The sequence below is a fragment of the Mycobacterium avium subsp. avium genome, assembly GCF_009741445.1.
Classification (GTDB): domain Bacteria; phylum Actinomycetota; class Actinomycetes; order Mycobacteriales; family Mycobacteriaceae; genus Mycobacterium; species Mycobacterium avium.
On sequence record NZ_CP046507.1, the window covers coordinates 2,011,121 to 2,036,925 of the forward strand.

31 protein-coding genes and 1 pseudogene are annotated in these 25,805 nt (G+C 68.6%); 21 read left to right on the forward strand and 11 right to left on the reverse strand.

Features of this window, described 5'->3' with window-relative positions:
• The first annotated feature begins 180 nt into the window (after nucleotides 1-180).
• Nucleotides 181-1,539 carry an RNA-directed DNA polymerase gene (locus MAA44156_RS09235; RefSeq protein WP_155763157.1) on the forward strand — a complete coding sequence of 453 codons (1,359 nt, stop codon included), beginning with the start codon at nucleotides 181-183 and terminating at the stop codon, nucleotides 1,537-1,539.
• The gene (locus MAA44156_RS09240) at nucleotides 1,536-2,114 is read left to right on the forward strand and encodes a hypothetical protein (RefSeq protein WP_128971790.1); all 579 of its coding nucleotides are present in this window, start codon (nucleotides 1,536-1,538) and stop codon (nucleotides 2,112-2,114) included. The genes MAA44156_RS09235 and MAA44156_RS09240 overlap by 4 nt, the downstream gene beginning before the upstream one ends.
• A 390-nt stretch (nucleotides 2,115-2,504) precedes the next feature.
• On the opposite strand, the gene MAA44156_RS23780 is transcribed toward MAA44156_RS09240, so the two are convergent.
• Complete coding sequence (locus MAA44156_RS23780) at nucleotides 2,505-2,750, reverse strand: DUF3761 domain-containing protein (protein ID WP_080555756.1); 246 nt, start codon at nucleotides 2,748-2,750, stop codon at nucleotides 2,505-2,507.
• Nucleotides 2,751-2,933: 183 nt separating this feature from the next.
• On the opposite strand from MAA44156_RS23780, the gene MAA44156_RS09250 reads away from it, so the two are divergent.
• The 4 genes from MAA44156_RS09250 (at nucleotide 2,934) to MAA44156_RS09265 (ending at nucleotide 4,817) form a co-directional block, all read left to right on the forward strand.
• Nucleotides 2,934-3,074: a hypothetical protein gene (locus tag MAA44156_RS09250; RefSeq protein WP_009977845.1), complete on the forward strand. Its 141-nt coding sequence runs from the start codon at nucleotides 2,934-2,936 to the stop codon at nucleotides 3,072-3,074.
• Nucleotides 3,075-3,420: 346 nt separating this feature from the next.
• Entirely contained in the window at nucleotides 3,421-3,720 is a 300-nt protein-coding gene (locus MAA44156_RS09255) for a hypothetical protein (RefSeq protein ID WP_009977846.1), read from the forward strand.
• Between the two features lie 190 nt (nucleotides 3,721-3,910).
• A complete protein-coding gene (locus tag MAA44156_RS09260; RefSeq protein ID WP_020424469.1) occupies nucleotides 3,911-4,219 on the forward strand; it encodes a hypothetical protein in 309 nt (102 codons plus the stop codon).
• Between the two features lie 76 nt (nucleotides 4,220-4,295).
• A complete protein-coding gene (locus tag MAA44156_RS09265; RefSeq protein ID WP_009977847.1) occupies nucleotides 4,296-4,817 on the forward strand; it encodes a hypothetical protein in 522 nt (173 codons plus the stop codon).
• 7 nt (nucleotides 4,818-4,824) lie between these two features.
• On the opposite strand, the gene MAA44156_RS09270 is transcribed toward MAA44156_RS09265, so the two are convergent.
• Genes MAA44156_RS09270 through MAA44156_RS09285 form a run of 4 tightly spaced genes read right to left on the reverse strand, consistent with a single transcriptional unit; the run spans nucleotide 4,825 to nucleotide 9,073 of the window.
• Nucleotides 4,825-6,102, reverse strand: coding sequence for an amidohydrolase family protein (locus MAA44156_RS09270; protein ID WP_009977848.1), 1,278 nt, complete (start codon nucleotides 6,100-6,102; stop codon nucleotides 4,825-4,827).
• 14 nt (nucleotides 6,103-6,116) lie between these two features.
• A complete protein-coding gene (locus MAA44156_RS09275; RefSeq protein WP_009977850.1) occupies nucleotides 6,117-7,331 on the reverse strand; it encodes an amidohydrolase family protein in 1,215 nt (404 codons plus the stop codon).
• Nucleotides 7,332-7,334: 3 nt separating this feature from the next.
• Entirely contained in the window at nucleotides 7,335-8,138 is an 804-nt protein-coding gene (locus MAA44156_RS09280) for an acetoacetate decarboxylase family protein (protein ID WP_009977852.1), read from the reverse strand.
• Nucleotides 8,135-9,073 carry an SDR family oxidoreductase gene (locus MAA44156_RS09285; protein WP_009977854.1) on the reverse strand — a complete coding sequence of 313 codons (939 nt, stop codon included), beginning with the start codon at nucleotides 9,071-9,073 and terminating at the stop codon, nucleotides 8,135-8,137. Before MAA44156_RS09285 ends, MAA44156_RS09280 begins: the two co-directional genes overlap by 4 nt.
• Before the next feature lie 67 nt (nucleotides 9,074-9,140).
• On the opposite strand from MAA44156_RS09285, the gene MAA44156_RS09290 reads away from it, so the two are divergent.
• Nucleotides 9,141-10,028, forward strand: coding sequence for an IclR family transcriptional regulator (locus tag MAA44156_RS09290; protein WP_009977855.1), 888 nt, complete (start codon nucleotides 9,141-9,143; stop codon nucleotides 10,026-10,028).
• Here MAA44156_RS09290 and MAA44156_RS09295 read toward each other — a convergent pair.
• Complete coding sequence (locus tag MAA44156_RS09295) at nucleotides 10,025-11,311, reverse strand: amidohydrolase family protein (protein ID WP_009977856.1); 1,287 nt, start codon at nucleotides 11,309-11,311, stop codon at nucleotides 10,025-10,027. The genes MAA44156_RS09290 and MAA44156_RS09295 overlap by 4 nt on opposite strands.
• Before the next feature lie 77 nt (nucleotides 11,312-11,388).
• On the opposite strand from MAA44156_RS09295, the gene MAA44156_RS09300 reads away from it, so the two are divergent.
• From MAA44156_RS09300 to MAA44156_RS09310, 3 genes are all read left to right on the forward strand, one after another.
• On the forward strand, nucleotides 11,389-11,607 hold the full coding sequence (locus MAA44156_RS09300; RefSeq protein WP_009977857.1) for a hypothetical protein: 219 nt from the start codon (nucleotides 11,389-11,391) through the stop codon (nucleotides 11,605-11,607).
• Between the two features lie 73 nt (nucleotides 11,608-11,680).
• Entirely contained in the window at nucleotides 11,681-12,058 is a 378-nt protein-coding gene (locus tag MAA44156_RS09305; protein ID WP_009977858.1) for a DUF4189 domain-containing protein, read from the forward strand.
• 95 nt (nucleotides 12,059-12,153) lie between these two features.
• Entirely contained in the window at nucleotides 12,154-12,525 is a 372-nt protein-coding gene (locus MAA44156_RS09310; protein ID WP_009977863.1) for a DUF732 domain-containing protein, read from the forward strand.
• On the opposite strand, the gene MAA44156_RS09315 is transcribed toward MAA44156_RS09310, so the two are convergent.
• Nucleotides 12,456-13,133: a TetR/AcrR family transcriptional regulator gene (locus tag MAA44156_RS09315; RefSeq protein ID WP_023861165.1), complete on the reverse strand. Its 678-nt coding sequence runs from the start codon at nucleotides 13,131-13,133 to the stop codon at nucleotides 12,456-12,458. The genes MAA44156_RS09310 and MAA44156_RS09315 overlap by 70 nt on opposite strands.
• 76 nt (nucleotides 13,134-13,209) lie before the next feature.
• Between MAA44156_RS09315 and MAA44156_RS09320 the strand changes: the two are divergent.
• From MAA44156_RS09320 to MAA44156_RS09345, 6 genes and pseudogenes are all read left to right on the forward strand, one after another.
• Nucleotides 13,210-14,041 (forward strand): annotated as a pseudogene (locus MAA44156_RS09320) (mycofactocin-coupled SDR family oxidoreductase).
• Between the two features lies 1 nt (nucleotide 14,042).
• Nucleotides 14,043-14,864, forward strand: a complete 822-nt coding sequence (locus tag MAA44156_RS09325; protein WP_009977866.1) for a mycofactocin-coupled SDR family oxidoreductase — start codon at nucleotides 14,043-14,045, stop codon at nucleotides 14,862-14,864.
• Entirely contained in the window at nucleotides 14,848-15,663 is an 816-nt protein-coding gene (locus MAA44156_RS09330; protein WP_023861164.1) for a carboxymuconolactone decarboxylase family protein, read from the forward strand. The genes MAA44156_RS09325 and MAA44156_RS09330 overlap by 17 nt, the downstream gene beginning before the upstream one ends.
• Nucleotides 15,664-15,666: 3 nt before the next feature.
• Complete coding sequence (locus MAA44156_RS09335) at nucleotides 15,667-17,130, forward strand: aldehyde dehydrogenase family protein (RefSeq protein WP_023879700.1); 1,464 nt, start codon at nucleotides 15,667-15,669, stop codon at nucleotides 17,128-17,130.
• Nucleotides 17,131-17,226: 96 nt separating this feature from the next.
• A complete protein-coding gene (locus MAA44156_RS09340) occupies nucleotides 17,227-17,439 on the forward strand; it encodes a hypothetical protein (protein ID WP_003875280.1) in 213 nt (70 codons plus the stop codon).
• Nucleotides 17,440-17,605: 166 nt separating this feature from the next.
• Nucleotides 17,606-18,526, forward strand: coding sequence for a cation diffusion facilitator family transporter (locus tag MAA44156_RS09345; RefSeq protein WP_009977878.1), 921 nt, complete (start codon nucleotides 17,606-17,608; stop codon nucleotides 18,524-18,526).
• A gap of 29 nt (nucleotides 18,527-18,555) precedes the next feature.
• Here the strand turns inward: MAA44156_RS09345 and MAA44156_RS09350 are convergent, their stop codons facing one another.
• The 3 genes from MAA44156_RS09350 to MAA44156_RS09360 form a co-directional block, all read right to left on the reverse strand.
• Nucleotides 18,556-19,485, reverse strand: coding sequence for a cytochrome c oxidase assembly protein (locus MAA44156_RS09350; RefSeq protein ID WP_009977880.1), 930 nt, complete (start codon nucleotides 19,483-19,485; stop codon nucleotides 18,556-18,558).
• 28 nt (nucleotides 19,486-19,513) lie between these two features.
• Nucleotides 19,514-19,858, reverse strand: a complete 345-nt coding sequence (locus tag MAA44156_RS09355; protein WP_009977882.1) for a DUF732 domain-containing protein — start codon at nucleotides 19,856-19,858, stop codon at nucleotides 19,514-19,516.
• Between the two features lie 199 nt (nucleotides 19,859-20,057).
• Nucleotides 20,058-20,402 carry a DUF732 domain-containing protein gene (locus MAA44156_RS09360; protein ID WP_003875276.1) on the reverse strand — a complete coding sequence of 115 codons (345 nt, stop codon included), beginning with the start codon at nucleotides 20,400-20,402 and terminating at the stop codon, nucleotides 20,058-20,060.
• A 119-nt stretch (nucleotides 20,403-20,521) separates the two neighbouring features.
• On the opposite strand from MAA44156_RS09360, the gene MAA44156_RS09365 reads away from it, so the two are divergent.
• From MAA44156_RS09365 to MAA44156_RS09375, 3 genes are read left to right on the forward strand one after another with little or no spacing between them, the layout of a single operon-like run.
• Nucleotides 20,522-21,274 carry a Clp protease N-terminal domain-containing protein gene (locus MAA44156_RS09365; protein WP_009977884.1) on the forward strand — a complete coding sequence of 251 codons (753 nt, stop codon included), beginning with the start codon at nucleotides 20,522-20,524 and terminating at the stop codon, nucleotides 21,272-21,274.
• A gap of 39 nt (nucleotides 21,275-21,313) precedes the next feature.
• Nucleotides 21,314-21,841 (forward strand): hypothetical protein, encoded by a 528-nt coding sequence (locus tag MAA44156_RS09370; protein ID WP_003875274.1) that lies wholly within the window; start codon nucleotides 21,314-21,316, stop codon nucleotides 21,839-21,841.
• On the forward strand, nucleotides 21,829-22,359 hold the full coding sequence (locus tag MAA44156_RS09375) for a GNAT family N-acetyltransferase (protein ID WP_029248537.1): 531 nt from the start codon (nucleotides 21,829-21,831) through the stop codon (nucleotides 22,357-22,359). Before MAA44156_RS09370 ends, MAA44156_RS09375 begins: the two co-directional genes overlap by 13 nt.
• Here the strand turns inward: MAA44156_RS09375 and zapE are convergent.
• A complete protein-coding gene (gene zapE, locus MAA44156_RS09380) occupies nucleotides 22,337-23,458 on the reverse strand; it encodes a cell division protein ZapE (protein ID WP_029248538.1) in 1,122 nt (373 codons plus the stop codon). The genes MAA44156_RS09375 and zapE overlap by 23 nt on opposite strands.
• Between zapE and MAA44156_RS09385 the strand changes: the two genes are divergently transcribed.
• The gene (locus MAA44156_RS09385) at nucleotides 23,457-24,221 is read left to right on the forward strand and encodes a pyrimidine reductase family protein (RefSeq protein ID WP_009977891.1); all 765 of its coding nucleotides are present in this window, start codon (nucleotides 23,457-23,459) and stop codon (nucleotides 24,219-24,221) included. The genes zapE and MAA44156_RS09385 overlap by 2 nt on opposite strands.
• A gap of 14 nt (nucleotides 24,222-24,235) precedes the next feature.
• Nucleotides 24,236-25,795 carry an alpha/beta hydrolase gene (locus MAA44156_RS09390; RefSeq protein ID WP_100069957.1) on the forward strand — a complete coding sequence of 520 codons (1,560 nt, stop codon included), beginning with the start codon at nucleotides 24,236-24,238 and terminating at the stop codon, nucleotides 25,793-25,795.
• Nucleotides 25,796-25,805 lie beyond the last annotated feature (10 nt).

Sequence of the window (25,805 nt, forward strand, 5' to 3'; positions counted from 1 at the left end):
TGTTCCTCTCGGTAGTGATCCTTGGTCGTTTCACCACAGAGACTCACGCGATGGCCCTCTACATCAGCACCGACACGCCGCCACTATTTACACCACGCCCCGGGACGTTCCCCCGGGCCCCGGCGTGACCTTCTCCCGGTGCAAGTTGGCGATTTAGCTGCGCGTGGAAACCTCGACGAGGTGGCAGCGATCATCGCCACGCGGGCGCGGGAAGGTAGCGTCGGTAATCAACCTGCGCCAGTATTGGCGGCGAGCAAGTGGCGGCATGGACGGCGACCCGCCGCCGCCCTGCCATTGCCGGAACGTGTCCTCTATCGGGCCGCAACTTCCCTACTGGCTGATGGCCTTGCGCCTGAGCGCGCCAAAGATGGCTACTCGACTATGGTGAGTGCCCCGGTCGAAAATGGCGACAAATTTATCGTAGTGACTGATTTAGCCAACTATTATTCGTCCATTCAAGTGGACAGGATTGCTAACGTCTTGTTGTCTCGGACGGGCGAGTGGTCGGTAATCGCATGGTTACGCGGATTTTTACAAGCAATTTCACCCGACGTAGGGGGCCTGCCCCAAGGGAACTTCGCCAGCGATAGGCTTGCGGACACCTACGCTGATACTTTGCTGCGGAGACTTCGTCGGCGCGGGTTGACCGCCTGGCACCATTCTGATGATTTCAGAATCGGAGCATCGAGCTATCAAGAAGGCATCAACGCTCTCGAAATTTTCGACGAAGAGCTCCGCTCACTGGGACTATTCGTGAATGAGCGAAAGACATACATTGTGAATCGCGACAAATATATCGAACATATGGAGCGAGAACGACAGTACTTCACCGACGCATGGAGGGAAAAACGCGATGAATTGACCACGGTCGATTTCTACAGCTTCGAGCCCATTACTCCAGAAGACCCAGAGGTTTTTGCCGCCGTTGCGATGGAAGAGTTGCAGGCGTGGGCCGCCGCGGCGAAGTCGGTGCGCGAGGACGACAAGGCCGCTATGCCTACTCGGCTTGATCTTAGTTTGGTTTTGAACCTTCTATCGCTGGTACGCGAACCAGAAGCTTTAGAGCACGTCCCGGAGCTTCTACTGATGGAGCCGCAACTCACCTATCAGGTGGCCGGCTACCTGTATGAGTTGTCGGAAACCCACGCAAAGGGCGTAGATGACGCCGTTGCAACAACCATCAAGAACACTGCCTTAAGCAGATGGATATCTGTCTGGCTGTGCTATGCGCTTAGCAATCCAGATCGCGAGAGAATCTGGGCGGGGCGACTGGCCCTCCACCCCGAGGTGGAAGGGTGGCTCGCAGCGCAAACAAGCGTTCAAGATGAGGTCTTGGCTTCCCATGCGGTGTGGTCCTTAGCCGCTACCGGTTCGCTGGCGCGAGACGCCTGGTCCCGTCTGAATCAACTTCCCGGCTCGTACAGCTCCCAATTTGCCGCCGCTGCTCTCGCTGGACTGCCAGTAGCGGACAGAGATTCGCTCGATAGTGGCGACAGATTCGATAAAATAATTCGCAACTGGGCGGAATCGATCTTATGAACTCTGATGTCAGATCGCAAAACGGTGAAGAGGTATGTGAGTTTGTTTGGCTCGCTGTTGCTGCTTACGACAAGACTGAGCGAGCTTTTCGCAGCCTAGAAGATTGGCGTGACGACAGCAATTCGAGCAGACCTGTACTCTCAGCGATAAGTGAAGTTGTTAGCCATGTAGAGGTCTTCGTTGTTGAGTCGCTGACCATGCACGCCAAATTGATATCTGCCTCGTCGGTCGAGCCCATACCCGATATTGTGATGAACTCAATTTCCAAGCCCGTGGAATCAAGTTGGAATGAGCGACGGAAGTTCATCAAGACGTGGCTAGGTGTCGATGTTGTTGATGCGGGCTGGTGGAGAAGCTGGCTTGGGTTCGTAGATGCCCGGAATGCGTGGGCGCACGGTTTAGGCCGTCTCACCTCACGGCAACGCAATAGCCAAGAAGTACTGGCCAATCTTCGAGCTGCCGGCCTCGCAGTCCAAGCGTCGAAAGTTGTTGGCACTCCGGCAGATGTTAAGAAATGCGCGAAGTCCGCTGTTGAAGTTATCGACTGGATCGACCAACGCGTCCGGCGCGTATAAAACCCCCTGGGGGGTACCCCCTCGCTGCCCCGACCGTGGGCCTCGTCCGGCCAGCGACCCTTCACTCTCCGACGAAGAAGCTGCGCATTCGCGTGACCGATCCAGCGGCCCCTTCCAAATCGACCACTAGAGTTTGGGAAAGCCAGGCACGGAACGCCAGCCATCGGTTAACATCTGGTCAGACTGGATAAATGCCGACTCGGCCGATGTGGGGGGGCCCGCGTCTAAGCGTGCCGTACACGAGAACGGGTCCTCTTTCGCCCCGCAGAAGTCAGCCTGGGCAACGCTTGCCGCACAGACTCCAGTGGTGAGAAGTCCAGCAGCAAGTAAAGCTGAACAGACCACGGCGCGACCAAGTTTCATTGCTCCCATGACGTGCCTGCTCCCTGCCTACTTCGACCGACCGGTGCCGCCGTGCCAGGAGCCTGACCCTTGCTTGTGTTGGGAGTGGCTGTACGTCCCGTCGTTGTCGGGGAGGCTGCTCCGTGTGTGATCCGGCGATGGCACGTAGTTACCGTCAACGTTGATGTAGCCACCGCACGTTGGCAGTGGGCCCACCGGTGAGAGTGGAGCCACGAATAAGACAGCCGCGATCATCCCGGCCGGCGCAACGCTGATCTTCGTGATACGCGACATGACTCCACTCCGGGGTTTCGTACGGAGATGTTCACCCGACGCCCGAGGACATCAATTTAGCTGCGCCGGTCGTCCGTGTTTGCGATTTCACGATTTCCGATGTGTGCTTCTCGTGGAACCGTTTAGGCTCCCGTCGGCGAACCGGGCAACCGCCACCATGCAGGCATCACCAAAACAGGGGGCATGTCGTTGTGCATTGCCTTTGGCGCGGCAATCACCGTGTCGATCGGCATCGGCGTCGGCGCGCCGGCCCACGCCGATGACCAAGCCTTGATCGCTGATCTCAATGCGCGCGGCGTCTCACCGCTGATTCCGCGTGCATGAAAATCGGTGGATGACCCGGCTTACCCGCCCGACTTCATTGCCGGTTGCCAAGACGAGGGCCGCGCGCTCGCGGCATCGCACTAAAATGGGCCTGCTCATCAGCGGATTCGCCAACAGTACCGCTTGACCTCCGGAAATGGTTGGCGCCGTTGCGGTTTCATATTGAGTCACATGCTGTTGCGGAACTTCGCGCAGCGGTCGGTGCCACCCACCTTCCAACTCGGCATCCTGAACTCGACATACAGGGCGAAGCAATGCCCCGTCACCGGCCGAGCACATCAGGGTTTGCGCATTTCAACCGCGGATTTGTGGTTGTTAAACGACGCGAACGCGGCATAATGCCCCCATGCGTTTCACCTACGCCGTCGCGGCGGCCGGCATGGCCCTCACTGCGCTCATCGGCGCGTCGGCAGCGCACGCTGATACGGGCGTCAATGGCTACGTACAGTGCGTCGGTGGCGATGCCAAGCCCCCGCCACCGGGGCAACAGGCAGAATTTTGGTTTCCCAGCGTTCATGTGATCGACGTCGACCTCAGTTCTGGTGTGCTTCCCGAACAGGTGGTCCAGCGGTTAGTGGACATGGGAGTCAAGCCGGAAGACGCCGCCACTCGCGTGCGCTGCTTCATGGCCAACGCACCGCATTAGCTCCCAAAGGCTCCGCGGGCCCGTCACCAAGCGCGGGCTCGTTGAATATGCCGCGCGACAGGTCTTTTGAATAAGCTCTGAGCCCCGAAAGCCGGCCCGCCACCCGCCCAACCAGGCCGCCCACGTCAAAACCGCCCCGCCGTGTCAGAGCCCCGAGTTACGATCTGCGGCACGCAGTTACAGATTCGAGGTGGCCATGCATCGCATCCGACGTGTCGTCATCACCCTCGTTGCGGCGGCCGCGGCGATGTTCCCGGTTGCCGCGTTCGCCTCCGCGCCCCCGGCATCGGCCGACCCGATCTGCGGGACGCCGGGAACACCGCCCTGCGCGGGTCCCAGTCCCCTGACACCGGAACAGCAGTGCGCCTTGATCGCGTGGCGCTCGATGTTGCCGTGCAACTGGCTAGGCATGCAGGTGCCCGCCGGCACCCCGGGGAGTTGGGACAACCCGCCGGCGCCGCCGCCCCCGGCCGAGCCCCCGCCCCCGCCGCCGCCGTGAGCCTCGACCGCAGGAATGACGGCGGCGTCGCGACGTCGCAATGCGCTATCTTCAGCCGGTGACCAGACCTGCTCGCATGAGCACCCTCGCGGCGGCGCTGGCGCTGACGGCGTGCTTGACCGCGCCCGGCGCCACCGCCGACCCGACGCCCCAACAGTCGCCCTTCCCGACCGGAAAGTCCGGCACCACCATCCACGTCACGGAGTACAGCACCGCGACGGCCGACGTCACGCTCAACAACGCGACCTGGGTCTCGTCCGGCTGCCCGGGCGGCGGCGGGTGCAACGTCATCGAACTCACCATCGCCGGCAAATCCGACAAGCCGTTCACCTACAGCCAGGCCTCGATCACCGCCGCCTCCACCCCGTGGCGCCAAGACCCCTACCGCGACATCCAGGGCGGCTCGTCGCTGGCCGACTACCAGCAGCTCAACAAGACGCCGCCGCTGCGCGTGGGCAGCGTCACCAACGGTCAAACCGCCCACGGCTTCATCGCCTACGACGGCGCCATCCGCCAGGGCGATGTCTACATCGAGTTCAACGACCCCGACGCGCCGGCCGCCCCCACCCCGCTGGCCGGCTGGAAAGTCCACACCTGAGGCGCGTTCAGCTCTGCACCAGATCGGACATGGGCTCCGCGTCGGTCAGCCAGTGCCGTCCGGTCCGGCGGGCCGCCTCCCACTTGGGAATGCTCACCGCATCGTCCTGGCCCAGGTCCGCGGGAACCGGGCCGATGCGCGCGGCCAGCGGGGCCAGCGCGCCCAGGTCGAAGTTGTACAGCTCGGCGGCGGCCAAGCCCAGCATCTGGCGGGTCTCCTCGACGGGAATGTCCCAGAACGAGCGCCGCAGCCAGTCGCGGGTGTGCGGCCAGGTTCCTTCCGGGTGCGGAAAGTCGTTGCCCCACAAGATGTTCGACACGCCGATCTCGTAGCGCCGGGCCAGCTCCCTGCGCTCGGTGGTGGTGGCGCCGATGAAACAGTTCCGGTCGAAGTACGCCGAGGGCGGCATGGTCAGGTCGCCCTCCATCAGATGGCTCATCTTCTTGGCCGAATGCTCACGCAGATACCGGGTGTCCATCAGCCACAGCAGATCGTTGGCCCAGAACGCGCCGCACTCCGTCACCCCCCAGCGCAGGCCCGGGAAACGCTCGAACACGCCCGACCACAACGCGAACCACAGCGGCCGCGCCCCCCACCACCGCACCTCGGTGACATAGATGCCCAAATGGCCCCCGTACTCCTCCTGCGGCGCGGGACCGGAATGGGTGTGCACCGGCATCTGCAGGTCCTGGCAGGCGGCCCAGACCTTGTCGTAGCGACGGTCGTGATACGGCGGGTAGCCGACCCAGCGCGCCGGGATCAGGATCCCGCCCCGCAACCCCGACTCGGCCGCGCGGGTGATCTCGGCGACCGCCGCGTCCACGTCGGCCAGGATCGGCACCACCGCGACCCCGGCCCGCCGCTCGGGACTGTGGCTGCACAGCTCGGCCAGCCAGCGGTTGTGCGCCCGCGCCCCGGCCATCGCCCGGCCCGGGTCGAGGTCGCCCGACTGGCCCAGGCCGGCCCCGAACGGGGCGCCGGCCACCCCGGTCACCGCGTCGGCGTCGGGAAAGATGACCTCGCCGACCACCCCGTCGCCGTCAAGTTCCTTGTCCCGCAACGCCACATCCCACCCGCCGGCGATGCCCTCGCCGTGCTCGGAGAACCACTCCTGCGCGAACTCCTCGTCGATGAACCCGCCGGCCTGCGCCGCGGCCGTCTTCTCCGCCAGATACGTCTCGAAGTCCTCCCGGTATTCGGGGTCGACGTATTCGCGGTAGCGCTCGGTCGGCAGCTCGGCGTGGGTGTCCGCGGAGATGATGATGTAGGGGTCCACGTCGGTCATGGCGGTCCTTTCGCTTACCAGGTGCGGATGGGGTCGGGCTCGAAGACGGTGCTGCTCGCGTCGGCGGGCACGGCGGCCAGCGGCTCGGCGACCTCGGCCACGCTCGGGCCGATCCGGTCCACCAGCGGCGCCAGCGCGTCGAGGTCGAAGCCGTACACCCTCGCCGCGTTCCCGCCCACCATGGCGGCCACCTCGTCGGGCGGAACGTCACTGAAGGTGTGCCGCAACGCTTCTCGCGTGTAGGGGGCGGTCCCCTCGTAGTGCGGGTAGTCGCTGCCCCACATGATCTTCTCGACACCGATTCCGTGCCGCTCGGCGCACTCGACCGGGCGCATGAAACTCGCGCCGACGTAACGCTGGCGGGCCCAGTACTGGCTCGGCTTGAGCGAAAGCGAACCGGCGGTGGGACCGGCGAACCGGGCGATCGCCGAGTTCGCTCGCGCGTAGCGGGCCGCGGCCACGTCCAGCGAGGCCAGCGTCGCCGGTATCCACCCGGCGCCCTGCTCGGTGAACACCACGGTGAGGTCGGGATGGCGGTCCAGGGCGCCGCTGAAGATCAAGTGCCACAACGCCCGATGCGCCCACCAGTGCGTCTCGTACACCCAGACGGCGAACGAGCTGCCCCACCCGTCGGTCGGGCTCGGCCCGGCGTTGCCGCCATGGTGGTTGACCACCACCCCGGCCTCCGCGCACGCCGCCCACAGCGGCTCCCAGTGCTCGGCGTACAGCGGCGGGATGCCGGTGCCGGGGGCGATCCCGGGCAGCAACACCCCGCCGCGCAGGCCGAGTTTGGCGATCTGCGCCACCTCGGCGACGGCTTCGTCCAAGTCCCCCAGCAGGATCTGCCCCACCCCGGCGCGCCGCTCGGGTGACAGCGAACAGAAGTCGGCCAGCCAGCGGTTGTGGGCGCGCAGCCCGGCCCAGCGCAGCTCGAGCTCCCGGGCCGTCTCCGGCGGCGGGGCGGCCAGGCTGGCGTGCGGAAAGAACGGCGGCACGGTGTTGGAGTAAATCACCTCTCCCGCAATGCCTTCGGTGTCCAGCTCACAGTTGCGCCGCGCGCTGTTCCAGTTGCGCTCGGCGTCGGGCTCGCTCAGGTCGCCGAACGGGTTCACGTAAGTCTTTGCCCAACCGTCGAATTCGTCACGGTACTGCGGATCCAGGTAGTCGCGGTAGTCGAGCAGGTCCGCGCCGGCGTGGCAGTCGGCCGAGATGACGGTGTAGCGGTCCATGCGCTACGCCCGCGCCGGTTCGGGCCGCGGGGCGGCCAGCAGGGCCACGTCGTCGTAGCGCTGGTGCACATACGGCAGCAGCCACTCCTGCGGCACCCGCGCCGCGATCCGCCCCACCTGCACGGTGCGCCGCCGGCACCAGGTGATCGACGTGACCTGACGAATCACGATGTCGGCCACCGGATCCAGCGGCGACTCCCCCAGCTCGAGGGTGCCGTCGATGTTCTCCAGCAGCTCGTAGTGCCGGTGGTATTCACCGTAGACCAGGTGGGGGTCGGTGATGCCGCTGCCGTCGGGCGCGCGCAGGAACTTGAAGTAGAACTCGGTGTTCATCTGGTCGGGCGGCAACTCCGCCGGGCCACTGACCTGCCCGCTCAGCCGGATCAGCCGGTAGCCCAGCCGGTCCACGCCGGCGGTGACGCGGTCGCCGTCGCGCTCCACCGTGATCTGCGCGAGTTTCTTTGGCTCGCCGAAGGTTTCGCGGCCGCCGGTGACGGACTGTTCGGTGGACTGGGGCATGAACAGCGGATAGTCGCCGTGCCGGTCACCGTGCCGGGCGGTCACCGAGAACACCGCCGACCCGAACGGCGCCATCCCCTCGATGCGGACCCGCTGCAGCTGGATGCGCACCAGCGGTTCGTCGGCCGGCTGCAGCGGCTTGGGCAGCACCGCCGCGACGATGTCCGGCTCCGTGAGGTAGGTGACCGTCACCGCCTCGGTGGCAATCGGCGCCTTGGTGGCATCGATCTCGTGGTCGACCTGGGCCTCGGGCGGACGGGGCCCGTAGCGAATGACGTTGCTGCTCACTGGTTTTCTCCTTGCGTTTCGGAGTTTCCGCCGGCGCTGCGGCCGAGAACGTCGACCAGGTAGTCCGGGGCGCCGCGGGAAAGGATCGATGCCGCCTTGCGGCGCACGACGTCGTCGGACGGCGCGGGCGGGCCCATCATCCAGAACCGGTCCGCCGCAATGCCGTCCACCACCAGGTCGGCCACCGTCTCCAGCGGGGTGAACTCGACGCGGGCGCCGGCGGCCTCGAACCGGGCCACCACCTTGTCCAGCGTCTGCTCGGGCGTGCGGCGTTGCTGCGTCGGGGCGTAGCGCGGCGGTCGATGCCGCCACGACTCCCAGATGCCGGTGTTCAAAAACCCGCCCGGGAACAGCACGTGCGCACGCACCCGCGTCCCGGTCATCTCCAGGTGCGTGTACAGGCTCTCGGTCACGCACAGCACGGCCGCCTTGGTCATCGGGTAGACCGCGGTGGCCGGTCCGCCCATGGCGCCCCGCGCGATCGGCGCGAATCCGCCGTTGCCCGAGCAGGTGTTGACCACGTGCCCCTCGCCCCGCTCGAGCAGGATCGGCACGAACGCCTTGAGGCCGTGGATGACGCCCAGCACGTTGACGTCGATCCCCCAGCGCCAGTCGGCCAGGTCGTGCTCCCACAGATAGCCCTCGGACACCGCGCCGGTACCGGCGTTGTTGCACACCACGTCCACCGCGCCGAAGCGGCGCAACGCCTCCTTGGCCAGCGCCTCAACCGAGGAGTAGTCGGTGACGTCGGTGACCACGCCGGCCGCCTCGATGCCCTCGTCGGCCAGCGCCCGCGTCGCCTCCTGCAGCGGGTCGGCGAGCACGTCGGCCAGCACCACCTTCATGCCCTCGTGGCCGAGACGACGGCCGAGGGCCCGGCCGATGCCTCCGGCGCCGCCGGTGATCACCGCCACCTTGCCCTGCAGGTCCGTCATGGTGTGGCTATCGTCACACGGTCGCACTGAGCACCACAACCGTTCGCATTATGCGACCATTGCGGGCATGGCCGCGCGTCCCTCGCCGCAAACCGAGCGGGTGGTGAACCTGTTCGAGCTGCTGGCGGCCGACGGCAGCGCGGGGATCACCCTGGCCGAGGCGTCCCGGCGGTTGCACGTGCACAAGGCCAGTTGCCACTCGATGCTGTCCGAACTGCTGCGGGGCGGCTGGCTACTGCGCGACCCGGTGCGCAAGACCTACCACCTGGGCCCGGCCCTAGTGCGGCTCGGCCGCGAGGCCGCCGCCCGCTACCCGGCCCTGGTGCTGGCCCGCTCGGTGATGGACGAGCTGGCGGCGGCGACGGGCGCGCACTGCGTGGCGTTCTCGGTGAGCGAGGACTACTCCACCGTTGTCGATCAGGTCCGCAGCCGCCGCGGCGGCGGGCACCCGATGCCGATCGGCACCCAGTTCCCGCACCGCCCGCCGTACCGGGCGTCGACCGTTGCCTGGGCGGGAACCGAGGACCGGGAGCGCTGGCTGGCCGCCCTGCCCGACGAGGTGCGCGACCGCTACCGCGAGGCCATCGCCGCCGCCCGGCAGCGCGGCTACGCGGTGGGCCTGCACCTGCTGCCCGACCTGCGGCTGCAGGAACTGGCGCTGCTGGTGCGCAGCGCCGAGGTGCGATCCACCCGGCTGAGCCAGCTGGCGCAGGCGCTGACCGACGAGCTCATCCACCAGGAGGAGTGGTTCCCGATCAGCCTGGCCCCCGACCGCAGCTACGAGGTGAGCCACATCGACTCCCCGATCCTGGGGCCGGGCCCGAGCATCGCGTTGATGCTCAGCCTGGTGCCCAGCGCCGAGCCGATGAGCGGCGCGGCGGTCACCCGGCTGGGCACCCAGCTGGCCGCCGCGACCCGCCGACTGAGCGAAGCCCTGGCCGACGAGTCCGGTTAACCGCGTTGCGGCGCCAGCCGCTTGAGCGCCAGCCCGCCTTCGAAGGGCCGGTAGCCGAACGCGGCCGGGGCGCGATAGCCGGTGTCCGGCACCGGGGTGCGCACCTCCTCGACCGTGGGCCCGATCTTGGCGGCCACCGGAATCAGCTTGTCGAGGTCGAAACGGTAGAGCCGAGCGGCGTTGCCGCCCAAGATCTTTCGGCAGGCATCCTCGGGCCGGTCGTGCAGCGCCCAGCGGATGGCCAACTTCGAGTGCGGCGCAAAGCCTTCCTCGTGCGGATAGTCACTGCCCCACATGATGTGATCGGGCCCCATGAAGTCGATCATCGCGCCGTCGTAGGGCATCAGCTCGCTGGCCAGATAGCAGTTGCGCTGGACGTATTCGCTGGGCGTCAGGGTCAGCGCGTCGACCGACGAGCCGCCGAACATCCCGTAGGTGCGGTTGTGCGCATCGGATTTCATGGTGGGCACCATGGCGTCGAGGACGCCGAGTTGTGCCGGCACCCACAGGGTTCCCTGCTCGGTCGGCACGAACCGCAGCGTCGGATACCGTTCGAACACGCCGGCCAGGATCAGGTGGCCGAGGGTCCGCTGGGCCCACAGGGCCATCTCGGTGATCAACACGGCATTGGACGCCGGCTGGTCCATCGGCATCTCCGGGCTGCCGGCCCCCGCGTGCTGCACCACGGTGAAGTCCAGTTCGGCACACAGCGCCCACAGCGGTTCGTAGCGGGTGTGGAAAAGCGGGGCCACCTGCGAATCGCCGGGCGAGACGGGCGGAATCAGCACACCGCCGAAGCAGTCCTGCCGCGCGCCCCAACGGATTTCCTCCATCGCCAACTCGACGTCGTTGGGGAAGATCTGGATCAGCCCGCGGCGCCGGTCGGGAGCCAGCGAACAGAAATCGACCTGCCACCGGTTGTGCGCCTGCACACCGGCCCAACGCTTTTCGAACTCCGCGCGAGTGCGGGGCAGGCTGATGGTGATGTTCGGCGTGGTCGGGAAGAACGGCGGAACGGTGTTGGGCAGCAACACCTCTGCGGCCACCCCGTCGGCGTCCATCTCGCCGATCCGCAGCTCGTGGTCCCAGTTCCGGTTGGCGGTGGCGACGATCAGGTCGTCGAACGGGCTGGCGTACGCCTTGGCCCAGGCGTCGAACTCGTCGTGCAGCCGCGCCGGCAGATACGGTTTGTAGCCGTAGAGATCCGCCCCGGCGTGAGTGTCCGTCGAGATGACGATGTAACGGTCCAGCGTGTCCCAGGTTGTAGCCATCGCGCCCTCCATGAATCAGGTCGAGTATAGGGAGAAGCCCCGGTGATACCAGCGTGTTCCGTTCCGCTGGGTGGGAGCAAGATGTTCGCGTGAGTTGGACGCGGTACGAGACCCGGGCCCTGGCGGACACCAGCCTTCGCGGCGACGCGCTGCACGCCGCCCTCGAGGACTACATCCGCGTGCAGAATCCACAGCTGACCGACGTCCGGCTGGAGCGGGCAACCGCGACCGGGGCCTCCGGCGGCCCGCCGGGCAGCCGCTGGTATCAGGTCACCTACCTGGCCGAAGACCCCGAACGCGGCGTGTAGCCGCCGGCCGATTCCGCCGCGCGCGCCCCGGCGTCGGCGCTACATTGCTGTCCTGGACACAAAGGAGCTTGGCGTGCGGTCACTCATCGCCGTCGTCGTCGCGGTCGGCTGCCCGGCCGCGGCGCTGTGGGCGCCCCAAACCGCCTGGGCCGACGACGACTTCGTCGCCCTGGCGGTGTCGGTGGGCAGCGGACGCGCCGCCGGCTGGGCCACCGCGAACAGTCAGGACCAGGCGAACCAACTCGCCCTTGCGCACTGCACCGCCGAGGCCGGCGACGCCTGCGAAGTGGTCGCGGGCGCCCGCAACGGCTGCGCGTCGGTGGCCTTCGACCGCGGCTCCGGGCGGTTCCGGGGCGGCTCGGGCCCCGATGCGGCCAGCGCCGACTCCGACGCCCTGGCCAAGCTGGGCGCGCCGAACGGGCGGATCAAAGCCACGCATTGCTCGTCGTGACCGCGAGCCGGCGTGCGCCGCGGCGACGGCACCCAGAATTCGTCTATCGTTTCAATAAGTCGTCTTGATTCGGCCCACCGCACCCAGGGGAGGCCATGACTCACACCAAGGCCGGTCGTGCCGCGTGGCCGGCCGCCTGCGCGGTCGTCCTGTCCGCCGCCGCGCTGTTGTGCGCGGCACCGGCCGCCGCGGACGAAGCCGATGACGCGTTCCTCGCCGGCCTGGCCAAGGGCGGGATCACCATGTTCGACGACGACGACGCGATCGCCATGGGCCACAGCGTGTGCTCGAGCATCGACGCCAACCCCAACGTGTCGATGCTGGCGCTGCGGCTGACCAAGCAAACCCCGTTGACGCCGAAGCAATCCGGCTACTTCATCGGTCTTTCGGTCGCCAGCTACTGCCCGCAGTACAAGGACGACGTCGACCCCTCGCTGGGCTGGCTGATCCCGCCGCCGCTGATGTGAGGTTGCCGGCCGGCATCGGCGTTCTGGTAGGCCTGGGTAAGCCAGTACACCGTGCGCTCGATGCCGGGCACGATCTCGGTGACCTCGATCTCGCCCTGGGCGAAGCGGGTCAGAAACCCGAAGACCACACCGGTGAGGATGAGCTCCAGATCGTTGACGAATCCCGGATCAGCCTGGGCCAGAACGCTTTTCGCGACGGGAACGACGGCCTCGACACCGCGCTGGATCAGGCGTTTACCGCCGGGCCCCGAGCGCGCCTGAAAGTAGGAGCGCAGCATCAACGGATGCCGCTCCCACGGCTCGAAGATGGTGCGCATCACGTGCATGAGGTCGGAATACATCGATTTGCCGGGCAGCTCGTCGATCAGCGACGGCAACCGCGCATACCGGTTGGCGTCCATCCACCCCTCCAGGGCCGCCACGATGAGCTCGTCGCGGGTGCGATAGCGCTTGTAGATGGTGGCCATCGAGACGCGGGCCCGCCGGGCCACCTCGCGCAGCTGCACGGCCTCGTAGCCCCCGGTATCGAGCATGTCGACCACGATGCCCAGAATCGGATCCCCGGAAACGATCGGGGCGTCGGGCCCTTTTGCCGTCACGGTAACCATGTTACTGTGCGCGGGTGAGTAACCACGTTACTCGCCCCTGAACTGGGCCGCCGGACAAGAAACGAGGACGCCCGCCGTGGGTTCACTAGATGGCAAAGTCGCCTTCATCACGGGAGCAGCGCGCGGCCAGGGCCGCAGCCACGCGGTACGGCTCGCGCGTGAGGGCGCCAACATCATCGGCATCGACATCTGCGCGGACATCGCCGCCAACGGTTATCCGATGGCCTCCCGCGCGGAGCTCGACCAGACCGTCGCGCTGGTCGAGGAGGCCGGCGGCAAGATGCTCGGCACGGTGGCCGACGTGCGCGACTTCGGCCAGGTCAAGGCCGCGCTGGACGCCGGTGTGGAGCAATTCGGGCGGCTGGACATCGTGCTGGCCAATGCCGGCATCGCGCCGTTGGCCTTCCGGCAAGTTGAGCATCGAGGAGGAACTGGCCCAGTGGCGGGCGGTCACCGGCGTCAACCTGGACGGCGCCTATCACACGGCGTGGGCGGCCATTCCGCATCTGCTGGCCGGTAACCGCGGCGGGGTGATCATCTTCACCAGTTCGACCGCCGGCATCAAGGGCTTCGGCGGCCTGCAGGGCGGCGGCCTGGGCTATGCGGCCTCCAAGCACGGCATCGTGGGGCTGATGCGCACCCTGGCCAATGCGCTTGCGCCGCTGAACATTCGGGTGAACACGGTGCACCCGACCGCGGTCAACACGATGATGGCCACCAACGACGACATGACCGAATTCCTTGAGAAGAATCCCGGCGCCGGCCCGCACCTGCAGAACCCGATGCCGGTCGGCATGCTCGAGCCCGAAGACGTCAGCGCCGCCATCGCCTACCTGGTCTCCGACGAGGCCCGCTACGTCACCGGGGTGACGTTCCCGGTCGATGCCGGCTTCTGCAACAAGGTCTGACATGGCAACCGACGACGCGACGGGCCGGGTCGCCGGCAAACGGGTCCTCATCACCGGGGCCGCGCGGGGCATGGGACGCTCGCACGCGGTGCGGCTGGCCGAACAGGGCGCCGACTGCATCCTGGTTGACATCTGCTGCACCCCAACGGGTTTGGACTACCCGCTGGCCACCGAGGAGGACCTGAACGAGACGGTGCGACTGGTGGAGAAGCACGGCCGCCGGGCGGTGCCCAAGATCGTCGATGTGCGCGACGAGGCCGCCATGAAGGCGGCGGTCGACGCGGCCGTCGACGAGCTCGGCGGGCTCGACGGCGCGGTCGCCAACGCGGGTGTGCTCACCGTGGGCACCTGGGACACCACCACCGCCGAGCAGTGGCGGCTGGTCCTCGACGTCAACCTGATCGGGGCCTGGAACACCTGCGCGGCCGCGCTCCCCCACCTGATCGGCGGGGGCGGCGGCAGCCTGGTCAACATCAGCTCGTCGGCCGGCATCAAGGGAACCCCGCTGCATCTGCCCTACACGGCGTCCAAGCACGGCATCGTGGGGATGACGCTCGCGCTGGCCAATGAGCTTGCCGCACAGAACATTCGCGTCAACACCGTGCATCCCACCGGGGTGGCCACCGGGATGGCGCCGCCGGGCATGCACGCGTTGATCGCCGAACAGCGGCCCGATCTGGTGCCCATCTTCCTCAACGCGCTGCCCGCGCCGCTGATCGAGGCGTCCGACGTGAGCAACGCGGTGCTCTACCTGATCTCCGACGAATCCCGTTACGTCACAGGACTCGAGCTGAAGGTCGACGCCGGTGTCACGATCAGATAGCGCGGCGCGGCATCAGCGCGGGGTGCGCACCTTCGCCGAGGTGATGACCTTCGACCCGCCGGACGACGCCAGCCCCTGCGCCTCGGGGCTGATCGACTTCGTCTTCGGCGAGGTGTGGTCGCGGCCGGGGCTGAGCCGGCGCGACCGGCGGTTCGTGACGCTGGCCTGCGTGGCGGCCGCCGACGCGCAGGCCCCGCTCGAGCAGCACGTCTACGCCGCGTTGAACAGCGGCGACCTCAGCATCACCGAAATGCGGGAAGCGGTGCTGCATTTCGCCGTCTACGCGGGCTGGCCGAAGGCGTCACGCTTCAACATCGTGGTGGACCAGCAGTGGGCCAGGATCGCCGCGGAACGCGGTGAGCCGACGCCCGACCCGGAGCCGCTGCTGCCGCTGGTCACCGCCGCCGATCCCGAGCAGCGGCTGCGGGGCGGCGAACGATCGTTCAAGGACATCAACTGCCTGCCGTTCGCGCCGCCGCGGGACAACCCCTATTCGGGCGCGGGCATTCTCAACTTCGTCTTCGGCGAGATGTGGCTGCGGCCCGGGCTGGGCATGAAGGAACGCCGCCTCATCACGGTCGCCTGCGTGGCCTTCCAGGACGCCGAAATCCCGATCATGTCGCATGTTTACGCGGCGCTCAAAAGCGGTGACGTGTCGTTTCGAGAGATGGACGAGGTGGCGCTGCAGTTCGCCGCGTACTACGGCTGCGCCAAGGCCGACCACCTCAACCAGGCGATCGCGGAGCAGAAGCAGCGGGTGATCGCCGAAAACCACTCCGACGCCACACCGGTCGGCTGACCCATGACGGCTACTGCGTCCTCACCGCCGCGTACGGGTGCGTTACTCATTGGCACGGAACGGATCACCGCGGCGTCGGGCGGAAGCCACCAGCACCGCTACCCCGGCACCGGTGTGCCCAACGCGACCATTGCGCTGGCCGGCCACAGCGAGGTCGACCGCGCCGTGCACAGCGCCCGGGAGGCGCAGCGCGAATGGATCTCCTACCCCGTCGATCGCCGCCGCGACCTGCTGTTCGGGCTGGCCGACCTGCTGCGCGACCACTTCGCCGAGCTGACCGAGCTCAACGTGCACGACTACGGGGTGCCGATCTCGGTCGCCGGCAACTCGGTGCTGACCGAGCGGTTCGTGCGCTACTACGCCGGTTACCCGGACAAGCTGACCGGGGCGAGCACACCGGTCAGCGGCGCGTTCGACGTCAACATCGTCGAACGTGAACCCTACGGCGTGGTCGCCGTCATCGCCCCGTGGAACGGACCGTTGGTGGTCGCGGGCGCCGCCGTCGCACCCGCACTGGCGGCGGGAAACGCCGTCATCTTCAAGCCCTCCGAGCTTGCGTCGTTGGCGCCCTTGCGCTTTGGCGAACTCTGCCTGGAGGCGGGGTTGCCGCCGGGACTGGTCAACGTGCTGCCGGCCGGCCCGGAAGGCGGCGAGGCGCTGGTTCGGCACCCCGGAGTCGGCAAGGTCCACTTCACCGGCGGCCACGCGACCGCCCAGCAGGTGCTGCGGGCCGCGTCGGACAACGTCACGCCCGTGACGGCCGAATTGGGCGGCAAATCCGCCTATCTCGTGTTCGCCGACGCCGACCTGGACACGGCGGCCGTCATCGCCGCCCACCAGGGCCCGCTCACCCAGGCGGGCCAGAGCTGCGCCTGCGCCTCGCGGATCCTGGTCGAGGCGTCGGTGTACGTGAGCTTCGTGGAAAAGCTCGTGGCCCAGGTGCAGGCCGCCACGATCGGCGACCCGCTGCGCCCCGACGTCATGCTGGGGCCGGTCATCACCGAGGCCGCCGCCAACCGCATCCTCGGCGTCATCGACCGGGCGGTCGCCGAGAAGGCCGGCGACCTGGTCACCGGTGGGCGGCGGCTCGGGGGTGAGCTCGCGTCCGGCTACTTCATCGAGCCGACGATCTTCAGCAACGTGGACAACCGCTCGTCGCTGGCGCAGACCGAAACCTTCGGGCCGGTGGCCTCGGTCATGCCGTTCGCCGACGAGGCGCAGGCGGTCAGCCTCGCCAACGATTCCCGCTACGGCCTAAATGCGTTCGTCGCGACCGCCAACCTGGAACGCGCACACCGGGTTGCGCGCCGCTTGCAGGCCGGTTCGGTGTGGGTGAACAGGCACAGCGACATCGAGCCGCAGGGCCCCTACGGCGGATACAAGCAGAGCGGCTTCGGCCGCACCGGCGGCGTCGAGGGCCTGCACGAGTTTCTGCAAGTCAAGAATATCCGCATCGGCATGAGCTGACGGCGCGCCGGTGCGCATCCGGCCGGGAAATTCACGTCGGGTCGGCGAAATGCCGTGCAAATCAGATAGTTCCGCCGGAAGGGTACAGTCGCGATCATGAACTTGGTCGAGTGGCTGCGGACCCCCCGCTACCTGCGGACGCGCTTCATGATGGAAACGCGCCCGCTGAACCGCATGGAGATGGAGATCGTTTTCCTCGAGGTCTCCGCCCGCGACGCGTTGCTGCGGCTGCCGGTGGCGTTCATGGTGGTGCCGAAAACCTCCCGCCCCTGGCGCGACGGGCCGTCCGACTCCGAGAGGGACAAGTAGGGGCACCCGGCGGCGGTGGCGGCCTTGCGCCGGGCCCGAAATGCGTTGGCGCGCTGACGATTCCGCGTGGCTCCGTCCGGTGGCCGCGGCCGTGCCCGCCGATCGCCATCACGTGTCCGGGACCGCGGCACTTGGGCGGCGCTGCCGAGTGGGGCATGCTGGCCGTATGCATGTGATCAACGGGGTCCGCGACCCGGCGGCAAGCTTTCCCCTCGACACCGCGACCGACGACGCCGGTGAGCGCCGGCAGGCCAACCGGGCCGTCGCCGTCAGCGCCGCCGGCCTGGCGCTGACCGGGCTGGTCGAACTGGTCATCGCGGTGGTGTCGGGTTCGGTGGCGCTGCTCGGCGATGCGCTGCACAACCTGTCCGACGTGTCGACCAGCGCCCTGGTGTTCGTCGGCTTCCGCGCGTCGCGCAAGCTCCCGACCGAGCGCTATCCCTACGGCTACGAGCGCGCCGAGGACCTGGCCGGTATCGGGGTGGCCCTGGTGATCTGGGGCAGCGCCGTGGTCGCCGGCTTCGAGAGCGTCACCAAACTGCTGCGGCACGGCGGCACCGGACACGTCGGCTGGGGCATCGCCGCCGCGGTCGTCGGGGTCGTCGGCAACCAGCTGGTGGCCCGCTACAAACTGGTGGTAGGCAGGCGAATTCGGTCGGCGACCATGGTGGCCGACGCCAAGCATTCGTGGCTGGACGCACTCTCGTCGGCCGGGGCGGTGCTGGGGCTGATCGGCGTGGCGCTCGGCTGGGGCTGGGCCGACGCGGTCGCCGGGATCGTCGTCACCGGGTTCATCTGCCACGTCGGCTGGGAGGTGACCGCCGACATCGCGCATCGCCTGCTCGACGGCGTCGACCCCGACATCGTCACCACCGCCGAGGCCGTCGCCGTCTCGGTGCCCGGTGTGACGCACGCGCACGCCCGGGCCCGGTGGACCGGGCGGACCCTGCGGGTCGAGGTGGAGGGGTTCCTGGATGCCGCCACGTCCCTGGCGGACTCCGATCGCATCGGCCGCAGCGTCGCCGCGGCCCTGGCCCCGCGGCTGCCGCAGATGCAGAGCTTCACCTGGACGGCACGCGCGGCCTGAAAATCCCAGCAGGCCAGCCGGTTTCGAGGTCAGCCGCGGCCGAAGCGCTCGCGCAGCTGCGGGTCGTTCTCCCACCACAGGCCCGACGCGGCGGCGCCGCCGGCGTCGTGTGACTCGGCCTCGTCGAGTTCGGCGTCGACCGCGACGGCGTGCGCCCGCTCGTCGCGGGACATGGCCCGCATCAGCAGCAGCACGAACGGCCACCCGACCAGATCCCCGAGGATCCACAGCACACCGGCGCCGATGGTTTGGTCCAGCCGCGGGTCGGGGCCCCAGACCCGGTGCAGCCCAGCGTAATACGACGCACCGATCAGCGATCCCTGCCAGATGACCAGCCCCAGCAGCCCGTCGCCGAGCGCCTCCACCACGGTGATCAGCAGCGAGATCGACTGCGGGTAGCGGCGCGGCACCGGGTCCTCCTGCAGGCGGGCGTAGAAGTAGCCGAAACCCAGCGCCACCAACAGGATTCGGGCGGGCGCGCCCACCCATTCGTTGTGCAGGGCGGCGGTGTACCAGGGCGTCAGATACAGCAGCCAGGGGGTGGCCAGCATCCCCAGCGAGGTGGTCGCCGGGTGGGCGAGCACCCGGGCGATCGGGCTGGCCAACAGGCGATCGAGGCGGTTGCGGCCGGACGGCCCCAGCGCGTCGCGCAGCATCGTGACCGGCGTGGCCTGCGCGAGGAAGAACGGCACGACGTAGAGCAGCAGCAACACCTGCAGCGCGCGCACCCAGAACAGCAGGTAGGCATACGCGCCGACGGCGCTGCAGGTGGCCGCCACCCACGCCAGCATCCCGGCCGCAAAGCAGGCGGCGGGTGCGACGCGGGCCGACGTCCCGGCCCGCCGGTAGCACCAGGCGTATCCGGCGGCGAGCGCCACGACGACGACCGCGGAGACCGGGTCGAGATGCCAGGTCTGCACCGCGGTGTCCCAGGTCAGCGGTCCGGGATCGACGCGCACGGCACCAGCCTATTGCGGGCCGGCCGGCTCAGTTGCCGACGGCACCCTCGGGCTTGGGACCGCGGTCCTCCCCGGTGATGTACTTCGGGCAGTAGTGCGCGGCCGAGAGGTAGGTGAACTTGGCCGCGCTGGCGCCCTGGAACGCCGGGTTCTGGTTGCGCAGATCGGTCACGATCTTGGCGTCGGATTGGCCGTCGTCGAGCAGCTCGCACACCGACTTGCCGATAGTGATGGCGTTGCCGGCGTCCTGGTAGGTGATGCCGGCGTCGCGCAGGTCCTTGAGGAAGTCCTGATCGTTGTCGATGTCCGCGTGCGCCGGCGCGGCCAGTCCGATGGTGGCGGCGAGGGCGCACAGCCCCAGGAAGAATCGCATAGCGCACCGATTGTCCCAAACCCGGCGGCGATCGGCATCTCGTCGGGCACCCGCCCGCGGAAGGGCCTGCCTCGGAAATTGACGCCGGCGACGCACAGCAAACGATTCACACCGTTTTCGGCAATTTGCGCCCGGGCGCATATTAGGGCCGCGATGTTAAACGCAGGTTTCGGCCGCGCTACATCGCAAACGCGCGCCGTCAGGAAGTGCTGGGCGGCGTGTCGGTCGGGGTAGCCGGCGTGATGCTGGAGGCCTGATCCGGGCAGTAGGCGTTGACGGCGATGGCCGCGAACGTGTTGGCATGGTCGTCACTGAGGTTGGAGTTCTTGGACTGCAGGGTGCTGACCACGTCCGACATCTGCTTGCCGCCCTGCAGCGTGGTACACACCCATTTGCCGGCGCCGGCGGCCTTGTCGGCGTCGCCGTACTTGATGCCGGCTTTATCCAGTGAGGCCACGAATGCGTCGTCGGTGCTGTCGGCGCGCGCGGGTACGGCCAACCCAATTACCGCGGCAAATCCCGCCACAATCAAAAACAGCTTCATGAATCGGTGATTCTTGCAGAGCACGGAGCAAACCGCATCCTTTCCCCGGACGGCCCCGAAACCCCGGGGCGTCAACCGCGGGTTGACACCACCGCCAGCGTCAACCTAACGTTGACGGCATGTCCGAGCCCATCCGCATCGCCCACCCGGTCCGCCTCGACGAGCTGATCGACGCCATCAAAACCACCCACCCCGACGTGCTGGACCAGCTGGCCGACGCCGTGCTGGCGGCCGAGCACCTGGGCGAGGTGGCCGACCACCTGATCGGCCACTTCGTGGACCAGGCCCGCCGCTCCGGGGCGTCGTGGACGGACATCGGCAAGAGCATGGGCGTCAGCAAACAGGCCGCGCAGAAGCGCTTCGTCCCGCGCGAGGCCACCATCCTGGATCCCGGTCAGGGCTTCCAGCGGTTCACCCCGCGGGCGCGCGGCGCGGTGGTGGCGGCCCAGAACGCCGCCCACCAGGCCGGCAACCGCGAGATCACCCCGGACCACCTGCTGATCGGTGTGCTCAGCGACCCGGCCGCGCTGGCGACGGTGCTGCTGCGCCTGCAGCACGTCGACACCGACGCCCTGCGCGACGCCGCGACCGCCGCGATCGCCGCGCTGCGCGCCGACGGTGACCCGCCGGCGCTGATCCCGTTCAGCGGGCCGGCCCGCAAGGTGCTCGAACTGACCGTGCGCGAGGCGCTGCGGCTCGGCCACAACTACGTCGGCACCGAGCACCAGTTGCTGGCACTGCTGGAGCTCGAGGACGGCGACGGGCCGCTGCACCGCGGCGGCGTCGACAAGGAGCGGGTCGAGGTCGATCTGATCCGGGCGCTGGAATCACTGGGCAGCGGCAAGAACGTCGGCGCCGGCGAAGACGGTTGACCCTCCCTTCGGCGCGACGGTGTGTGCGATCATGCGAGGATGCGTCGTTGGCTGAGGGTCGTGTCCGCCTTCCTCATCGGTTTCCCGGTTGCGGCGGCCGGCGTCGGGGCGGTCCCGCTCCCCCGCGCCTGGGCCGGGGACGCGCCGATCGGGCACATCGGTGACACGCTGAGGGTGGACAACGGCACCTTCATCGCCGACGTCACGGTGAGCAGCGTGGCGCCCTGCGACCCGCCCCCGGGATTCGGCTACACCCGCGAGGGCACCTACAAGGGCTTCCCCGGCAGCACCGTCGACCGCGCCGACGTGACCATCCGGGCCATCCGGGTGCCCAACCCCTACATCCTGGCGACCGTGTTCAGTTTCAACGGCGTGACCCCCAACGCCGACGCCTACAAGCCGCGCGCCTCCGATGCGCCCGACGCGCTGGACAACGTGCTCGTCAACGCGCCCAACGGCGCGATCGTGCGCGGCGGGGTGTACTGGGACGCCTACCGCGACCCCGTCTCCAACGTGGTGCTGCTGGACAAGAAGACGGGCTATCACCTGGCGCAGTGGAATCTTTGACGCCCGCGCCGGCCACCCACGCCGTCCGCGTCGTCACGACGGAATCCGTTGACGTTCAACAGCTTGCGGGCCTGGCCGCGCGCACGTTCCCGTTGGCGTGCCCGACGTCGGCGGCGCGGGAGGACATCGCGGCGTTCATCGACGCCAACCTGTCGGCCGAGTGTTTCGCCCGGTACCTGGCCGACCCGCACCGCGCGGTCCTGGCCGCCGAGCTCGACGGCCGAATCGTCGGCTACGCCATGCTCATTCACGACCTCGCCGGCGACGCGGCCGAGCTGTCGAAGATCTACGTCGCACCCGAACAGCACGGCGCCGGGACCGCGGCCGCACTGATGCGCCTGGCGCTGGACACTGCCGGCCGCTGGGGCGTCAGCCGAGTGTGGCTGGGCGTAAACCAGAAAAACCAACGCGCACAACGCTTTTACGCCAAGCACGGCTTCACGGTCAGCGGCACCAGAACCTTTCAGCTGGGCGCCGGCCGGGAGGACGACTACCTCATGAGCCGTACGCTTCGTTAGCGCCGGCGGTCAGCGCCAACAGCCGGGACATGGCCCGCAGGTACTTCTTGCGGTATCCACCGGAGAGCATCTCCGCGCTGAAGATGGTGTCCAGCTTCTCCCCCGAGGCCAGCACGGGCACCCCGGCGTCATAGAGCCGGTCGGTCAGCGACACCAGCCGCAGCGCGACGTTCTGGTCGTCGATGCGGTGCACGCCGGTCAAAAACACCGCGCTGACACCCTCGATCAGGGTCAGATAGCGCGACGGGTGCATGGTGGCCAGATGCGCGCACAGCGCGTCGAAATCGTCCAGCGTCGCCCCTGGGACGACGGCGGCGCGCGCGGCCACCTGTGCGTCGGACAGCGGCGCCGGGGCCGGCGGCAGATCGCGGTGCCGGTAGTCCGGCCCCTCGATCCGCACGGTGGTGAAAATGCTTGCCAGCGTGTTGATCTCGCGTAGGAAATCCTGCGCGGCGAAGCGGCCCTCGCCGAGCTGCTCGGGCAGCGTGTTGGAGGTGGCGGCCACCGACACGCCGCGCTCGACCAGCGACGAGAGCAGCCGCGCGACCAGCGTGGTGTTGCCCGGGTCGTCGAGCTCGAACTCGTCGATGCACACCGCGGTGTAATCGGCCAGCAGGTCCACGCATTCGGCGAAGCCGAACACCCCGGCCAGCTGGGTCAGCTCGCCGAACGTCGCAAACGCCTTGGGCGCCGGGCCATCCGGTGAGCGCACCGGGCCGTCACCGGGCAGCTCGTAGTAGGCCGACGCCAGCAGGTGCGTCTTGCCCACCCCGAACCCGCCGTCCAGGTAGAGGCCCACGCCGGGCAGAATCTCGCGTCGTCCCAACAGTTTTCGCCGGCCGGCGCGGCGCTGCACGGCTTGGCGGCAGAATTCCCGGCAGGCCGTGACCGCGGCGGCCTGCGTCGGCTCGGCCGGATCGGGCTGATACGTCGCAAAGCTCACGTCGGCGAAGGTGGGGGGCGGTCGCAGCTGGGCGATCAGCCGCTGCGGCGACACCGTGGGATGCCGGTCCACCAGGTGCGCCACACCGGCCGACGCGGACGCGGAGCCGGACCCGTGCATGCACGCACTGTAACCGCGTGCTGCAATCAGACGCATGGCCCTTCCGGAGACGCCGCTGTCGCTGTTGGGGTCGGTACGCGAGGTCGACGACGGCGAACTCCCCGGCCTGTACGACTATCCCGACGGGCACGCCGGAACCTGGGTGCGGGCCAACTTCATCGCCAGCGTCGACGGCGGCGCCACCGCCGACGGCAGCAGCGGCGCCATGGGCGGGCCGGGCGACCGGTCCGTCTTCAACCTGCTGCGCGAACTCGCCGACGTCATCGTGGTGGGGGCGGGCACCGTGCGCATCGAGGGCTACTCCGGCGCGCAGCTCGGCGTCGCCCAGCGTCAGCAGCGCCAGGCCCGCGGCCAGAGCGAGGTCCCGCCGCCGGGGATCGTGACCAAATCCGGCCACCTGAACCGGGACATGGCGGTGTTCACCCGCACCGAGGTGCCGCCGCTGGTGCTCACCTGCGCCGCGGCCGCCGACCAGACCCGCCGACTGCTCAGCGGCCTGTGCGAGGTGCTGGACTGCTCGGCCGGCGACCCGGAGCGGGTCGACGAGGCCACCATGCTGGCCCTGCTCGGCGAGCGCGGGATGCGGCGCATCCTCACCGAAGGCGGTCCGACGCTGCTGAATTCGTTGCTCGAACGCCAACTGCTGGACGAGCTGTGCCTGACCATCGCGCCCTACCTCGTCGGCGGCCACGCCCGGCGCATCGCCACCGGGCCGGGCCAGCTGCTCACCCGGATGCGCTGCGCGCACGTGCTGACCGACGACGCCGGCTACCTGTACACCCGCTACGTCAGGTGCTAGCTACTGTGGTCGGCATGAGTCGGCCCCACCCGTGCGCCACGATCCTGGTGGCGGTGACCGCGTTGCTCGCCGGCTGCGTCCCGGGCCTGGCCGCCGACCCGCGCTTCGCCACCAATTCCGGCGCGCGGCCCCAGGGCGCGGCCACCTCCAAGCCGGCGCCGGGCGGCCCGCCGCCGCTCGCCGCCCCGAAAAACGACCTGGCCTGGCACGACTGCACGTCCCGGGTGTTCGCCGACGCGGCCGTCCCGCCCGCCCCCGGCATCCAGCTGGATTGCGCGAACTACGACGCCGACCTGGACCCGGTCAACGGCGGGGGCGGTGCCCTGAGCATCGGCGTGGTGCGCGCCCGGTCGAATCAGACACCCCGCGACGCGGGCCCGCTGGTGTTCACCACCGGCTCGGACCTGCCGTCGTCGGCGCAGCTGCCGGTGTGGCTGTCGCGGGCCGGCGCCGACGTGCTGGCCGCGCACCCGATCGTCGCCGTCGACCGCCGCGGCATCGGCATGTCCAGCCCCATCGACTGCCGGGACAAGTTCGACCGCCAGCAGATGCGTGATCAGTCGCAATTCCAGGCCGGTGACGACCCGGTGGCCAACCTGTCCGAGGTCGCCAACGCCGCCACCACCAATTGCACCGACGCGATCGCGCCGGGGGCGTCGGCCTACGACGACGCGCACGCCGCCTCCGACATCGAGCGGTTGCGCAGCACCTGGGACGTGCCCGCGCTGGCGCTGATCGGGATCGGCAACGGCGCCCAGGTGGCGCTGGCCTACGCCGGGTCGCGGCCGGACAAGGTGGCCCGGCTGATCCTCGACTCCCCGGTCGCGTTGGGCGTCAACGCCGAAGCCGCCGCCGAGCAGCAGGTCAAGGGGCAGCAGGCCGCGCTGGACGCCTTCGCCGCCCAGTGCATCGCGGTGAACTGCGCGCTGGGCCCCGACCCCAAGGGCGCGGTCAGCGCGCTGCTCGCCGACGCCCGCGCCGGCAAGGGTCCCGGCGGCGTGTCGGTGGCGCAGGTGGCCAACGCGATCACCGTCGCGCTGGGCTTCCCGTCCGGCGGGCGCGTCAACGCCACCACCGACCTGGCCAACGCGCTGGCCAGCGCCCGCTCCGGCGACACCAACGCGCTGAACAACCTGATCAACCACGCCAACGCGATGCAGGACTCGGACGGCCAGTTCGTCAACGTCTGCAGCGACGCGGTCAACCGCCCGACGCCGGACCGGGTGCGCGAGCTGGTGGTGGCCTGGGGCAAGCTCTATCCGCAGTTCGGGACCGTCGCCGCGCTCAACATGGTCAAGTGCGTGCACTGGCCCACCGGCTCGCCGCCGCCGTCGCCGAAGAGCCTCAAGGTCGACGTGCTGCTGCTCGGCGTGCAGAACGACCCGATCGTCGGCACCGACGGGGTGGCGGCGACCGCGGCGGGGATCATCAACGCCAACGCGGCCAGCAAGCGGGTGATGTGGCAGGGCATCGGACACGGCGCCAGCATCTATTCGGGCTGCGCGGTTCCGCCGCTGATCGGCTACCTGGGCAGCGGCAAATTGCCCAACACCGACACCTACTGCCCGGCCTGACGCTGCTTTC

Excerpts from the sequence above, each read along its gene's own strand:
- MAA44156_RS09340 (WP_003875280.1), top strand. The coding sequence starts at position 17,227 with ATGAACTTGGTCGAGTGGCTGCGGACCCCCCGCTACCTGCGGACGCGC.
- MAA44156_RS23780 (WP_080555756.1), bottom strand. The coding sequence starts at position 2,750 with ATGTCGCGTATCACGAAGATCAGCGTTGCGCCGGCCGGGATGATCGCG.
- MAA44156_RS09365 (WP_009977884.1), top strand. The coding sequence starts at position 20,522 with ATGTCCGAGCCCATCCGCATCGCCCACCCGGTCCGCCTCGACGAGCTG.
- MAA44156_RS09370 (WP_003875274.1), top strand. The coding sequence starts at position 21,314 with ATGCGTCGTTGGCTGAGGGTCGTGTCCGCCTTCCTCATCGGTTTCCCG.
- MAA44156_RS09310 (WP_009977863.1), top strand. The coding sequence starts at position 12,154 with ATGACTCACACCAAGGCCGGTCGTGCCGCGTGGCCGGCCGCCTGCGCG.
- MAA44156_RS09290 (WP_009977855.1), top strand. The coding sequence starts at position 9,141 with ATGGCCGCGCGTCCCTCGCCGCAAACCGAGCGGGTGGTGAACCTGTTC.
- MAA44156_RS09275 (WP_009977850.1), bottom strand. The coding sequence starts at position 7,331 with ATGGACCGCTACACCGTCATCTCGGCCGACTGCCACGCCGGCGCGGAC.
- MAA44156_RS09240 (WP_128971790.1), top strand. The coding sequence starts at position 1,536 with ATGAACTCTGATGTCAGATCGCAAAACGGTGAAGAGGTATGTGAGTTT.
- MAA44156_RS09335 (WP_023879700.1), top strand. The coding sequence starts at position 15,667 with ATGACGGCTACTGCGTCCTCACCGCCGCGTACGGGTGCGTTACTCATT.
- MAA44156_RS09355 (WP_009977882.1), bottom strand. The coding sequence starts at position 19,858 with ATGCGATTCTTCCTGGGGCTGTGCGCCCTCGCCGCCACCATCGGACTG.
- MAA44156_RS09250 (WP_009977845.1), top strand. The coding sequence starts at position 2,934 with ATGTCGTTGTGCATTGCCTTTGGCGCGGCAATCACCGTGTCGATCGGC.
- MAA44156_RS09325 (WP_009977866.1), top strand. The coding sequence starts at position 14,043 with ATGGCAACCGACGACGCGACGGGCCGGGTCGCCGGCAAACGGGTCCTC.
- MAA44156_RS09315 (WP_023861165.1), bottom strand. The coding sequence starts at position 13,133 with ATGGTTACCGTGACGGCAAAAGGGCCCGACGCCCCGATCGTTTCCGGG.
- zapE (WP_029248538.1), bottom strand. The coding sequence starts at position 23,458 with ATGCGTCTGATTGCAGCACGCGGTTACAGTGCGTGCATGCACGGGTCC.
- MAA44156_RS09285 (WP_009977854.1), bottom strand. The coding sequence starts at position 9,073 with ATGACGGACCTGCAGGGCAAGGTGGCGGTGATCACCGGCGGCGCCGGA.
- MAA44156_RS09390 (WP_100069957.1), top strand. The coding sequence starts at position 24,236 with ATGAGTCGGCCCCACCCGTGCGCCACGATCCTGGTGGCGGTGACCGCG.
- MAA44156_RS09345 (WP_009977878.1), top strand. The coding sequence starts at position 17,606 with ATGCATGTGATCAACGGGGTCCGCGACCCGGCGGCAAGCTTTCCCCTC.
- MAA44156_RS09255 (WP_009977846.1), top strand. The coding sequence starts at position 3,421 with ATGCGTTTCACCTACGCCGTCGCGGCGGCCGGCATGGCCCTCACTGCG.
- MAA44156_RS09360 (WP_003875276.1), bottom strand. The coding sequence starts at position 20,402 with ATGAAGCTGTTTTTGATTGTGGCGGGATTTGCCGCGGTAATTGGGTTG.
- MAA44156_RS09265 (WP_009977847.1), top strand. The coding sequence starts at position 4,296 with ATGAGCACCCTCGCGGCGGCGCTGGCGCTGACGGCGTGCTTGACCGCG.
- MAA44156_RS09270 (WP_009977848.1), bottom strand. The coding sequence starts at position 6,102 with ATGACCGACGTGGACCCCTACATCATCATCTCCGCGGACACCCACGCC.
- MAA44156_RS09385 (WP_009977891.1), top strand. The coding sequence starts at position 23,457 with ATGGCCCTTCCGGAGACGCCGCTGTCGCTGTTGGGGTCGGTACGCGAG.
- MAA44156_RS09295 (WP_009977856.1), bottom strand. The coding sequence starts at position 11,311 with ATGGAGGGCGCGATGGCTACAACCTGGGACACGCTGGACCGTTACATC.